Origin of the sequence: Paenibacillus sp. ACRRX, assembly GCF_022346885.1 — a bacterium.
GTDB lineage: Bacteria > Bacillota > Bacilli > Paenibacillales > Paenibacillaceae > Paenibacillus_B.
Map to the genome: position 1 here is coordinate 112,150 of NZ_JAKRNK010000004.1, position 14,018 is coordinate 126,167.

Here is a 14,018-nt window from a genome sequence, read left to right on the forward strand (position 1 = left end):
TCCTGTCTAAGGCTTCCTGACATTACGATTCTGTGCCTTTCTCTAATAATAGGTGCAGCAAACGATCCATTTCCTCCTCCGATAACGTACCTAAATCATGCTCCACACGATCTGACTGCAATAAGTTGTCGAGCAGCGATTCCTCACGTACAGACTGATGCTGTGTTTCCTGCAAAATATGCCATATGTGTACAGCTGCCTGACGGGTGGTTGCTCCTTCTACAAAATGAAACAACGGAATAGATACATGAAATTGCCGATCTAGTTTGTGCTTGAGCTGCAGAGCCATAATCGAGTCCATGCCGAGTCCAATCAACGACTGATCAAGGGCCAAGCTGTCTGCCGGAACAATTTTTAACGTATCGGCAAACAGTTGCTGCAAATGCTGCTCCAATAACGGCAAAACTTCGTCTTGCTCATGCAGCGCCCCCAAAATGGACTGTACCCGTGCATTGTCCTTCGAATCCTCAGCAGATAGAACCAACTCTAATCCGGCTCCATTCTCAGTTGTCTCGAGCGGAAACACCTCAGGCGAATCTGTCCATAATCGTTTTTTCTCCCACGGTCGTGTTGGAATGAAAACGCATTCACCAGAATTTCCGATGTTATCCCAATTTAATGAAATACCGTGCTCATATAATGTCATCGCACTCCGCAGCATCGTCATTCGCTCTTCGTTTTTTTTCATAGAATGCAGGGAAAGCCCTGCCTTAAGATTATCGTTGGTGATCTCCCCGACATGTGGGATTAATACAGGATGAGGACCAATTTCCACGAAGATTTCATATCCATCCTGCTGCGCCAACGTGACCGCATCACAAAACAAAACCGGATCTCGCATATTGCTGGACCAATGCCCTGCATTTGTACGCAAGCCGTTGTCTGCGCGGCCTGTAACCGTAGAATAAAGGCGCAAGCGTGATAAACGATGTTTGACTGATGCAAGCTGAGCCTGCAACAGTGCACACAAGGAATCCATTTGTTTGCTATGAAAACCATATACATGTGACAGCATCCGTGTCTTGTTGGCAGCAGGCAGCGCTTGCAGACAGTGTTCTACTTCCTGCTTCTCCCCCGCTATAACAAAAGAAGCAGGACCATTTACCGCAGCTACAGACAGGCCAGGATATTGCGCCAGCAGCTGTTGCTGGTCACACTGCGTGCTGTGAACCGAGGCCGTTGCACCTTGCCCTGCTGTAGTCTGCATAAGCGTGCTGCGCCAGTATACGATCCACAGCGCATCCTCTAATGTAAGGACACCTGCCGTACAATACGCGGCTATCTCCCCGAGGCTGTGTCCAATTACCGCTTTGGGTTCAATCCCCCAGCTGCTCCATAACGCAACAAGCGATACTTGTACGGCAAATACCAGCGGCTGCGCAACGTCCGTGCGATCGCTCCAGTTGTCTTCATGACCGCGAAACAACTCCTCCTCAAGGGACCAGCCTGCGTATGGAATCCATATGGCATCACATGATAAAAATGATTGTTTGAACACATTTTCATTATTAAACAACTGACGTCCCATGCCTGACCACTGGCCCCCTTGTCCTGAAAAAACAAAAGCGAGCTTTGAGGCATCTAATGGGGTTCCATTTAAATCTGAACGTCCAAGGTCTTCGATTAATTCTGACGTGCTGCCTCCGATAGCCGCTGTACGCCACAAACGATGCGTCCTTCTCTGCTGTGCTGTATAGCAAATATCGTTCAGCCTGACTGATGAATGATCGAGCAGATAGTTTCTCATCTCTACATTTAATCGCATTAATCCATCCCGCGTGTTCGCCGACAACGGCAAGACGTAGAGAGAAGCTTCCTCTATCCTCTCGGATTTGATCGTGTTCAGATCATACTGCTGAAGCACAACATGCGCGTTCGTACCACCGAAGCCAAAGGAACTGACCCCTGCTAAAGCAGGCTTCTCCTGTGCCGACCATGGGATTCTCTCTCTTACAACTTGAAGCGGCATATCCTGAAATGAAATATAAGGATTAGGACTTTGAAAATTTAAATGTGGAACCCACTCCTTGTTCGTTAAGCAGAGCACCGTTTTAATAAATCCAGCTATGCCTGCAGCGGCCTCCAAATGCCCAATATTACTTTTGACAGACCCTAAATAGCACTTGTCCCGTACAGAGCGATTAATCGATAGTACTCTTCCTAACACCTGCACTTCAATCGGATCACCAAGAGCTGTTCCTGTCCCGTGCGCCTCAATATAGTTGATATGCTCTGACTGGACTCCTGCAATACGATAGGCTTCCTTAAGCACATCTTCCTGAGCTTGCATGCTGGGTGCAGTTAGCCCATTGCTTAATCCATCCTGGTTTACAGCACTTCCTCTAATAACCGCATAGATTCTATCCTTGTCGCGAATAGCCGCAGACAGCGGCTTTAAAATAATCGCTCCTGCTCCTTCTCCACGTACATAACCATTCGCCTGTGCATCAAATGTTTTGCATTTGCCATCAGGCGCTAGCATACCTGCCTCAAAAAAAGCCTTGCTAATGGCCGGATTCAGAATGACGTTAACCCCGCCTGCAATAGCAAGCTCGGATTCCCCTGTCTTCAGGCTCTGACATGCGAGATGGATGGCTACTAATGAAGAAGAGCAAGCCGTATCCACTGCCATACTGGGTCCCCGTAGATTCCAAATATAAGAGATTCGATTTGCAGCTATACATGTGGAATTGCCTGTTACTCTATAAATGCTGCTCTTATGGATGTCGGACAATTTGCTGTTGCCATAATCATTGCTGGAGATCCCTATAAACACGCCCGTTCTAGAGCCGCTAAGATGCTCATTTGTAATTCCCGCATCCTCCAAAGCCTCCGAGACTACTTCTAGCAGCAGTCGTTGCTGGGGGTCCATCTCCTCTGCTTCTCGTGGAGATATGCAGAAAGCATCATTGTCAAACTGTTCAATATCGTCCACCATACCGGCGTAGCAGATACCCTCCTGTGTAAAATGAGGAGATCGCGTGGTCGGTATTTCACGAATACAATCCAATCCAATTTTTAAATTATGCCAGTATTCTGCTATGCTGTTCGCAGTTGGAAACCTGCACCCCATACCAATAACAGCTATGTCCCCTCCCTCTCTATGGAACCTCCTATTCTCTTGTCTCTCTAAATGATGGGGAAGACTACCATAAGCATAATATCGAGCCACCGCATCGATAGAGGGGTAATCCCAAAACAAGGTAGGATCTACTTTTTGTTTGATCCAATTCTCCAGCTCTCCAGATAAAACAACGAGTTCCTGCGAGTCAAGACCGTAGTAAGAAAAGGGCCGCTCTGGGTCGACATCATGGTGTGGATAGCGCTTTATTCCCGCAATCTTTTGAATGAACCAATCACGAATATGTTGATAATTATTATGATCCATGTTCAATTAACCACCCCATGCGATTAAGCTTCCACTGAGATACATTTGCTTGCATTTGTGGCGTTGAATTTTATTACTGGATGTTTTCGGAATATGTAAAGGCTTTACGATCTTAATATCGTGAGCATGTAGTTGGAATTGTTCATTAATTTTCATCTGAATGTTCTGAGCAATGTCGTTCAGGCTAGCAGCGAGATCAAGTTGTTTACGCTGGATCACATGTTTGAACTCACGGTTCATTTCACACAATATAACGAGTTCTTCCTTCCCTTGTACGTCAATCGAGAAAGCCGCTGTACTGGCTGCGTTAATTTCCGAATGACAGCCAGCTGCTATTTGCTCAATATCCTGAGGGTAGTAATTCTGTCCTCGTATAATGATGAGATCTTTTAATCTGCCTGTTATAAATAGCTCGCCTTCATGAATAAAACCAAGGTCCCCTGTCCGTAAATAGGGTCCCCCTCCAGTGTCAGACAAGCAAGCAGCAAACGTATCAGCACTCGCGACAGGTGCACCCCAATAACCTTGGGCAACACTATCCCCCTTAATCCATATTTCTCCTATTTCTCCCTCGGTATGTTCTAATTTGGTAAAAGGTTCAACAATCTTAATTTGTTGGTGAGCACTTATCTGTCCACAGCCTACTAATAAGCGGGTTCCCGGTCCAGTATTGTCTTCAAGGAGAACCTGATGCTTCTGCATCGCTTTGTCATTAAGAAGCAGCAGCTTTGGTGATGCTAATCTTGACCCTACAGTTACACATAAGGTGCCCTCCGCCAATCCATAGCTGGGCATCATGGCTTGTTCTTGAAAGCCACATACGCCGAATTGATCTACAAATTGACGGATTGTCTCTGCACGGACGGGTTCTGCGCCATTAAAAGCATTTGTCCATGAGCTTAAATCCAATGCTGCTTTTTCCTCTTGCGATATTTTCTGGATACATAATCGGTAGGCAAAATCAGGACCGCCACTAAAAGTCACACCGAACTTGCTGATGGCCCGCAGCCATCTAATGGGTTTCTGTATAAAATCCAACGGTGACATCAAGTAGCAAGTCCCGCCGTTATAAATATTTTGTAGTACATTACCAATTAAACCCATGTCATGATATATCGGCAACCAAGTTGCCATAATGGTATTGGCAGCGTGTTCAAACCGCTGCTGCATCATAGCAAAATTGTGATGTAGATTGCGATGGCTTACCATAACACCTTTCGGACTGCTGGTAGAACCTGATGTGTACTGCAAAAATGCAATATCTTCGCTAGGGATGGATTCTGTATGATTGTAAAACAGGTGGTTGCAACTCATAATGTCGTTAAGTTGAATGATGTGGGCAGCTTGCATAGATGATGGAAGTTTATCTGCATCTTGAGGAGTTGGTGTGATAATTAGAGCAGGCGTGCTGTCTGCATAAATAGCTGCAATACGTTCTGCATTGCGAGACTTGCTTGGAGGGTAGACTGGGATGGGTATAGCTTTGGCGTAGAGACTTGCTAAGAAAGAAATAATATAATCAATTCCACTGGGCAAAAGAATCATAATCCTCTCCCCTTCCAAACCTAAATACTGGAAGTAGCCAGCGAGCGCTTGAGATTGGAGCAGCAATTCTCGGTAGGTACAACTGACGCTTTCCATCTCTCCGTCTTTTAAATAAATAAAAGCTTTGCGTTCCGGATAATGGTGCGCCGTCTCGTTTAACACTTCAGGTAAGTTCCGATACAATCTTATACCTCCTACCTTAAGTAACTAAAATATTAAATTTACAAATGTACGGTTATAAAGCTTATTCACGCATGAGCCTTGCTTGTAAATGATATAATCATCACCTCGATTAGAGAAGATTTCTAAATTGATATAACTACATGCGCTTCGGTTTACTGTAATATACTCCCAAATATAGTTGATGTCAATCGCCTTCCATAAAATTAAAGTACAAGCCTAACTAATATTTTGTAAATGGTTACATCCCGCCTTCAGGCCGCACCATCTTCTTTCCTTGATGCTAACCAAATCTAAACGTACAGGCAGTCCAACTCCCCTTTCAGGATAGTTGTATCGGGCTTAAAAAATGTTTCCTCCTCTTCATACAAATACTACTTCAGCCGGTCCTCTTTTGTTATATGATCACTCGGTGCTAAGTCAGCGTGTACTCTCTTTAAGTATAAATCGTAACGATTATCCACTTCCTTGGCGATACTCCGGAAGCGTCTTGTCTCCTCTACGATCGGGTCCAGCTCAGTCTGAATACGGACCTCCGTGCGTGGAATTACACATTTTCGAGCAGCCTCTTCCATCTCCTCCGTCTCCATCTCCCCTGCCGTCAGAAGCGCCTCTAGCTGTGCTTCCAGCTCCTTAAGCGACCCATCTTGTTGTTCTTGTTGCTCTTGTTCTTGTCCAACTTGTATATCGTTCGATGCGGCATCGTCCGTTATCGCTGCATTGTGCATTTCCTTTTCATTCCTCATGACACAGCCTCCTTACACCTATTAAGATGCTCCATAATATACAAAAGCATGACCAATACCTCTCGGAATTGATCATGCTCAGGGCTTGCTGCAAGTGCCTGGTACGAGTAATACCTGCAAACGAAGCTCGTACATATTCGATGGATCGCGGCATTATATGCCCTAACACTGATACGATCCCCGCTTGTTGCTCTTGTTAACATGCTAACTCTTATGACGCCAAATGATTGCAATTAACTAGAAGTTCACCTGTTACTGCCTATAGTCACTTCTTGTCATGTTAACTTGCATTTACTTTACAACATGCTTAGACAAGCTCCAGTTATCCTTGTGCCTTGGCTTCCTTAAGCACATGAATCATGGCATCATGAATATGTCCATTTGTACCTACAATGTCACGAACAGCTAAATGATATGGATTACCATGCGTATCCGTCAAACGACCGCCGGATTCGGCAATCAGTAAGCTGCCTGCCGCTAAATCCCACGCATTCAGGTTCAGCTCCCAAAAGCCTGTCAGTCGTCCCGCAGCCACATAGGCCATATGAAGAGCAGCTGATCCGGACGTGCGAATGTTGCGCACCTGCGGTGCCAACGCCTGAATACCTGCCAGATTCAATGGCAGCGCCCGTTCACGTTCCGTCGGGAAGCCTGAGGCAATCAAGCTGTCAGAAAGCTCGGTCTCCTTGGCGACTTCCATCGGAGCGCCATGTACGTAAGCACCTTTGCCTTTTTCCGCAACGAATAGCTCGTCTCTAATCGGATCATACACAACTCCTACAATTACTTCACCTTTATGGGCAAGCGCAATCGACACCGAGAAATAAGGAAACCCATGAACAAAATTGGTCGTGCCGTCAAGCGGGTCAATAATCCATAAGTATTCGGCCTTCTGTGCTTGTTCCAATGCACGTTGAGAGGCGTCTCGGCCAGGCTCTACGCTTTCTTCGCCCAGTATTTCATGATGCGGAAAATGGGTCATAATCAACTTCCGGATCATGACTTCCGCGCCTTTATCTACTTCGGTGACAAGGTCATGCATAGATGACTTTATACTCAGCTTCTTAAATTGTCCTAGTCTGCTCTTAATCCACTCTCCCGCTTTAGCTGCACAGTTAACTGCAACCGCGGTAAAGCTTTTGCCCGTCACCACATACGGAATTTTCTCTTCATTGCGCAATGACTTCACACTACTTTCTGTAATAAAGTGACACACCCTTATTCAAATATACGCCATCGTGTTAGCGAAGTTTCATCCCTTTGCCCTATCGGTTATGAAATGAATCATCCGGCCAGTAAGCCACTGACTATCATGCGTATGGAAAGAATAAGCAAGGTTAAACGCAGAAGCAACAGTAGTCCTTTTCCCGACATTTTGTTGGCAATCATCGCCCCCAGCTTGCCGCCAATCCATGCGCTCGGTGCCAAAATAGCTACAAGCAGCCAGTCGACGGATCCGTTCCAGGCGTGTACTGTCGTACCAAGAATTGAACTGAGGAAGATGACAAACATGGAAGTCGCTGTCGCCACATGAGCAGGATAACGGAACAATAACACCATAAGCGGGACAAATAATGAACCGCCTCCGATGCCAAACAGACCGGATACGAGACCAACCATAAAGCCTATGAGCAGCATCACCCATACATGCTGACCATATTCAGACGTAACACCCGCACCATCCGTGAACTGCTTGGTCTGGCTCCAACGGATGTTAAGCGGCTTCATCTTGTCCTTCATCACCATCAAGATCGCCATAGCAAGCATAAAGAAGCCAAATGCCAGCTCAAAGGACTGATTCTTGAACTGTTGGGTCAGAGCCGCGCCCAGCATCGATGCTGGACCGCTTGTAATAAAATAAATGATTCCACTCCGCCAATCCACACGCTTGACCTTCCGATACGCGAGCGTCGAGGATAAGGAAGTAAAAATGAGCACTGCAAGTGACGTTGCTACCGCCACTTGAGCGTCAATCGTCTTGCCTAACATGAGCGGCCCTAAATAAATAAGACCTGGAACCAGTATAATACCTCCACCAAGTCCAACGATACTGCCAAATGTCGCAGCCGCGAGCCCGATTATGGCCAGAAGCAAGATCGTTATCTCCATTTCATGTTCAACCTTTCACATATGAAGTGTAATCTAAGAGGTAGTAGCGCTTTTCTTACGCAAAAATCCGCCTTGCCCAAATGACGCTGCTGGAGCGCACTTGTGCCGCAAGGCGGACGATTGACGTACGGATGTCGCCTCTATCTTACGATATAGCGAACGATGGAAAATTATACACCTACGATATTAAAGCCGCCATCTACGTAAATGACTTCACCAGTAATACCACGTGACCAATGACTCATGAGGAACATCGCTGTATCACCCACTTCGGCTGTCTCTGTCGTACGACGAAGCGGCGCTTTCTCCTCCACATCACGCAAGATGGAGTTGAAGTCGGAGATGCCTTTGGCAGCCAGTGTGCGGATCGGGCCAGCTGAGATTGCATTTACACGAACGTTAAACTGGCCAAGGTCATTCGCCAGGTAACGCACGGATGCTTCCAGCGCAGCTTTGGCTACGCCCATAACGTTGTAGTTCTTCATCGCACGCTCTGCGCCGAGGTAAGTCATCGTCATGATGCTGCCGCCTTCAGTCATAAGCGGGTACAAACGCTTAGACACTGCCACAAGCGAGTATGCGCTGATGTCTTGAGCAAGCGCAAAGCCAGCACGAGACGTGTCTGCATACAACCCTGTTAATTCTTCCGTCTTCGCAAACGCAATGCTGTGCACGAGACCGTGAAGCGTGCCAAACTCTTCTTTGAGTTGGGCAGCCAACGTATCGATCTCTTCATCAACCGTAACGTTACACGGTAAAATGACCGAATTCGGGATAGTCTCCGCAAGCTTGCGTACGCGTCCTTCAACGCGCTCGCTCTCGTATGTAAATGCCAATCTAGCGCCCTGGGCGGCAAGTGATTGCGCAATCGCCCACGCGATGCTGCGATCATTTGCTACGCCCATGACCACAATATTTTTACCTGCTAATACTTGAGTCATGTTATAAAATCCTCCTCTTACCGCCTTAATCATGTCGGGTGCCACTACTTGTACAGCAATGTTCAGGCATGATAACGGTTTGCACTCTTTGTCCAACGTAACGTATTTTACGATGATTTTCAAGTCAATCGAGGCGCATTTTACATCATTTGAGCAAATTTTTAGTACCAGATCTTAATATTAGCTCCTGATAACGGAGCCTATTTAAATTTTTGACCCCATCAGGCATTAACCGTCAACAATCACGCTTGCCTGATCTACATAAGTAACGCCCTCATTAGTATAAGATAACAGTTCACGCATCAGTTGGAATAACGCCTCATCCTTCTGTTTGGCCTCAATCATAACGTCCAAACGTTCCGTAAAGGGAGCTATGCGTCGCAGAAAATCAAGGAGTGGCCCTACCTCGACAAAATCCGCATGCCCACGTATGTCCTTCTCGCTTTTCGGACTGGATACATGAATTTTGGGCGGTAATGGATCACTTGATACAGCATCCATTTGGGCATTCCGGGTGGACCACGTTTTCAGAATGTCAGGCCACAACTCCGCTGCATGCTCGCCGTCGTTGTTCACCCAATGGTGATGAATATCTAGCACCATTGGAACTTGCAGGCGGTTACATACGGCAAGTGTTTCCATTGCGTTAAACGTCTTATCGTCATTCTCCAGCGTCATTCTGCACTTGATCTTGTCTGGCAGCGACTCAAAGTTATGGACAAATCGCTCAGCTGCAGAAGGTTTGTCCCCGTAAGCCCCGCCAATGTGAATGTTATTTTTAGCGCGTGCATCGAGTCCCATTGCCTCCAGCATGTGCAGGTGGTGCTGAAGATCACGTATAGACTTAACAAGCACATCCTCTCGCGGGGTGCTTAATACGGTAAAATGATCAGGATGGAACGATACACGCATCTGGTGCTTCTTCACATAATCGCCAATTGCCAAGAATGACTCCTTTAAAACAGGGAACGGGTCCCACACCTGAAGCAGCGCCTCGTGAGTTGCAAGTGGAATTAGCTTGGAGGAAAAGCGATAGCACTTAATATCGTGCGCCTTGTTGTGCTTCAACAATCGCAGTGTATTGTTCAGATTTTCTTCTGCGACACGCTCTAACCTGCGAATTGCCGCTTCGTGGTCATCAAGCTTGCTGAATGAAGCATAGGTCATGGTACGGGAGGGAGAACTATTAGCGACAGTCATGGACATAGCCACGTAACCAAGGCGGACCAGCATAAAAGGGCAAGCTCCTTCCGGCAATATTTAAAGTGAATGATGTTGGGATTTATGTTCTATATTGCCCGAAAGGAGCTGCCTGTATGAATAGCCAGAGTCGGCTTTCTTCGTACTATTCTATTTTCATGTTCCGAACTGTTTTTACAATCTCGGTACCGATTCCCAGTTTGTACCCCTCCGACACATAACGAAGCTGCCGCTTCGCATCTAGAACAACGACAATTGGGAACTCGCTTCCCTTTATCATCCTAATATCTTCTTGAATTAATTTCAGCCCCTCGTAGGATGAGTCCCGTATAGCCGTGGCTGCGGCAGGAAGTCCTTTCATTGCAATGCTGGAAACTGCTTCCTCGTTACGAGCCAGCAGCAGAACAGCACTGCCGCAGCTATCAAACTCCAACTGCAACTCTCTCATCTCCCGCATTAAATGCTTGGAAGGTTCCCGTTCAGGATCGAGCCAAGCCAGTATGATACCCGCTTGTGGCAGCTCTGTCATTACTCCAGCTGAGATACAAGTAATTGTGTCCTCTGACACCTCGCCTAGTACCGGAACAGATTCGTTTTCTTGTCTGAAAATAAGCGTTGTATGCACCGTCTCATTTGGCTTAACTGTGAAGTAGCTGCAGCGTACAAGCACGGTACCATCACTTAATCGTGTACCTGTCGTCACGCGGTAGCTTCCGCTTAACACCTCATAGGGCTTGCCGTATACATCTTTCTCCCCAAAGGGAATCGACAAGGTACGGTACATACCATCTTCCAAGCGAGCAATCGTAAACGTCTGCTGGTAGGCTGCCAACTCGGCGTGTTGTTCCGCCGCTACAAAAACTATCGAACTTCTTGCAGGCATGCTCGTCTCCAATGGGGCATGCACAGTCTCAAATCGAGCCTCCTGCCATTGTTCGTTCAGCCAATATTGAGCACTCAAATTAAGCGGTTCTAGTCTTGCCGGGATACCTAGTGATCTTGCCATCGCCACAAAGTAAATTTCGCGGCTCATTCGATCAGTTACCTTCATACGATGAACACCAGCTGGAGTCATCATCCCCGTGTAGCGGTCTACATCCTGCACGATCAATATACTATCCTTAATATGTGTAATAAGTAATTGTGGATCAGATATATACTCATGACGCTCCACTTCAGATAACGACTGAAGGAGTTGTTCTCTGTAAGGAGCAATCATCTCGAAATGGATACGCGGGCATAAGACATAGGGATCAAACAGCCCGGCAGGAACTCCCTGATCAGCATACGCTGCAGCACTGTACAAATGATCAGCTAACGTCGATTGGCACGTGTCTGCCAGATCTTTATCCCGCAGCGATTCCAGCAATCTTAACGGAAGATCGCCGTATCGCGGACACTCTTGCAGTAGGAATGCCGCAATCTGCCCACTGTTGCCCTTTGCCTTCTCCAATACCACCCACACCCGATCAGACGCCAATCCAAGCTGCTGAGCCAGTGCCATCGCCTGCTGCTCTGAATAAAATGTGCCCTCGAATGCTGCACGAATGGCGGTACCTTCTTTGACACGTGCCTCGTGCCGACGCTTGGCCTCTTCTGATACGACGCATTCCTCCATATCCGTTGTCACTGGAGGCGGAACCATGCTCCATTCCTGAACCAACATCTGTTCTGTCGAAGCATGCAGTTTAACTTCAAACGTATCCGTGTCCGTTACACTGATTTTCCGGACACCAAATCCCTGCTCATTGCGGACGTGCAGCAGAAGGTCGCCAAGACCTGTCTTCAAGGTCACTTGACCAGCAGCATTCGTCTTCTTAGTCACAATAGAATAAAACTCCGCATAGTTGTAAAGCTGGAAATGTACCTCAGCTTCAACCGGAGCCCCCTTTGCATCCACCACTTGCACCGTAATCTGCTTCACTGGCGCATAGTTGTCCAACATGTTGATCTCGGCATACCACGGATGATCGGAACATATTTCTTCGGGACCGTTATAATCAGCCGATACTCGTGTGTTCACAAGCATGGCCCGTCTGGACGGCGAACGGAACCAGCCTTCGTCCAGCTTAGGCTCTGGCTCACAGGCGCCTAGGAAATGCCATCGGCCATCCGCCCAAGCTTCCACCCAGGCATGGTTGGAATCGCAATGTGCCCATCTAGGCGTGTAACATTGGCGAGCGGGAATACCGATGCTGCGCAGTGCTGCCACAGCCAATGTAGATTGTTCGCCGCAGCGCCCAAGCGCTGTACGCATAAGGGTAAGCGGCGACACCGTTCTCATGTCAGTACCGATATAAGTCGCCCGCTCATGGCACCAGTAATTGGTTTCCAAGATGGCGTCATACATAGACAAACCCCTTACACGTTCTGCCAACTCTCCATAAATGACCTTTCGGCTATCATCGATATTTTCATTGTTCACACGATACGGCAATACAAAGTTCAGAAATATCGAATCTGGTATCGCGCTCCCCCACGGCAGCTCTTCACGGACCTTCAAAGCTTGCCGCACATGATCCAGGAAGAAAGCACCATCATAGTCTGCTAGATCATTTAACGGCATGTAGGCATATAACACTTTCAGCAATATTGTCTCTTCTTCTGTCAAATGATGATCCAAGATGCCAAACAGCGCTTGTCTACGATGCTGCGCCCATTCCATTTTGATCACCAACTTCTGTTCCAACACCATCTGATCAATCCCGTATGTTACGGCTGTATTCATCCCCATTCCACCCTTCGCCAGTCTAGATGTATTTTCAATCTGTCATTCTCGCCATGTCTTGCCGTCTTCTCGAATATACAACCTGGTGCGTCCATCTGTTGACGGTACCGAAGCCTCAAATAGTCCCCCTGTTGTAGAAAGTTTGAAGGTGCCAGATTCAAACCATTGTTCGTCCTGCTGAAGAGTCAATAGGTCCTCGCAGAATCGGCCATAACGTTCATAATAATCACGCTGCCGATAGTATATTTTTCGCAGCTGCCATTTCGACAGTTCATCATCTGGAAGCTCAAATGATGCGTCTGCGTCCTCTGTAAACAAAACATAGCCCCATAGTTCCGGATAATGCATGTTCACAATACCCATCGGGCTCCACACCCAGTTCTCTTCTGACAACGCGCGCCCGCTATCCAGGTGACGTCTCTTGACATATTGCCCCTCTACAACATCAACGTGCCATTCTACCCGCGAGAAATTAACACGCCAATACTCGCCGTTTCTAGGCATGCGACCTTCTGCTGCGCATTCTTTCAAAGAGCTCCATGGCATTGCAACCTCCACGCTCCATTTCCGGTTAGCCGCATGCGGATTGTTTAATTCACCATCAATATGGACTGCTGTCTGCAGCCCTTTAATATCCCAACCATTAATGGGCGGGCCCCCGTCCCGATAAGGCTTCGGGAGCAGCAGATCCCATACCGTATTTAAGGCATTAATCTCAAATTCATAGTAATTGTGCGTATCACCGTCAGGATCGATAAAGATTTCAAAGTCGTTGTCATGGAAAATAACAGAGTCCCGCTCTGTTAGCGTGGCCCAGATCTGTTCTTCCTCCATTTCAGCACCAAAGTAAAAATATTGATCGTCCCAGAGCATTTTCAGTCGTGTTCGCTTGGTTGGAAGCGGCTTAAGATCACCCTCGATATCTACAAAATCACTCGTCCAATCTGCTGTTTCCCAGAAAGACTTATCCAGACGACCGTCAAGTACAAGCGGCTCGCGCGCGCGCTTGCATATATAATGCTGGGGGCAATAATCACCGATAGCAGGTTCTGGCACATTGCTTCTGTTTATCGTCATCTTAACTTTCATCTCCTCCTGATTAATAAGGCACGGGTTACCTTGTACATCAACTTCTCTGCCTCTCTGCTTCTCTGCTTCTCTGCTGATGATCGTACTAGATT

General features: G+C 47.2%; 9 protein-coding genes. All 9 read right to left on the bottom strand.

What is annotated here, in order from left to right:
* Positions 1 to 22: 22 nt before the first annotated feature.
* Positions 23 to 3,388 carry a type I polyketide synthase gene (locus MH117_RS13680; RefSeq protein ID WP_239329314.1) on the bottom strand — a complete coding sequence of 1,122 codons (3,366 nt, stop codon included), beginning with the start codon at positions 3,386 to 3,388 and terminating at the stop codon, positions 23 to 25.
* A 6-nt stretch (positions 3,389 to 3,394) separates the two neighbouring features.
* Complete coding sequence (locus MH117_RS13685) at positions 3,395 to 5,116, bottom strand: fatty acyl-AMP ligase (RefSeq protein WP_239329315.1); 1,722 nt, start codon at positions 5,114 to 5,116, stop codon at positions 3,395 to 3,397.
* 371 nt (positions 5,117 to 5,487) lie between these two features.
* Positions 5,488 to 5,859, bottom strand: a complete 372-nt coding sequence (locus MH117_RS26695; RefSeq protein ID WP_343224462.1) for a hypothetical protein — start codon at positions 5,857 to 5,859, stop codon at positions 5,488 to 5,490.
* A 322-nt stretch (positions 5,860 to 6,181) separates the two neighbouring features.
* On the bottom strand, positions 6,182 to 7,039 hold the full coding sequence (locus tag MH117_RS13695) for an inositol monophosphatase family protein (RefSeq protein ID WP_239329830.1): 858 nt from the start codon (positions 7,037 to 7,039) through the stop codon (positions 6,182 to 6,184).
* Between the two features lie 104 nt (positions 7,040 to 7,143).
* Entirely contained in the window at positions 7,144 to 7,968 is an 825-nt protein-coding gene (locus MH117_RS13700) for a sulfite exporter TauE/SafE family protein (RefSeq protein ID WP_239329316.1), read from the bottom strand.
* 170 nt (positions 7,969 to 8,138) lie between these two features.
* Positions 8,139 to 8,909 (bottom strand): enoyl-ACP reductase FabI, encoded by a 771-nt coding sequence (gene fabI / locus MH117_RS13705; RefSeq protein WP_028544622.1) that lies wholly within the window; start codon positions 8,907 to 8,909, stop codon positions 8,139 to 8,141.
* Between the two features lie 228 nt (positions 8,910 to 9,137).
* On the bottom strand, positions 9,138 to 10,142 hold the full coding sequence (gene uvsE / locus MH117_RS13710) for a UV DNA damage repair endonuclease UvsE (RefSeq protein ID WP_239329317.1): 1,005 nt from the start codon (positions 10,140 to 10,142) through the stop codon (positions 9,138 to 9,140).
* 112 nt (positions 10,143 to 10,254) lie between these two features.
* The gene (locus MH117_RS13715) at positions 10,255 to 12,837 is read right to left on the bottom strand and encodes a transglutaminase-like domain-containing protein (protein WP_239329318.1); all 2,583 of its coding nucleotides are present in this window, start codon (positions 12,835 to 12,837) and stop codon (positions 10,255 to 10,257) included.
* Positions 12,838 to 12,879: 42 nt separating this feature from the next.
* On the bottom strand, positions 12,880 to 13,908 hold the full coding sequence (locus tag MH117_RS13720; RefSeq protein WP_239329832.1) for a carbohydrate-binding family 9-like protein: 1,029 nt from the start codon (positions 13,906 to 13,908) through the stop codon (positions 12,880 to 12,882).
* Positions 13,909 to 14,018 lie beyond the last annotated feature (110 nt).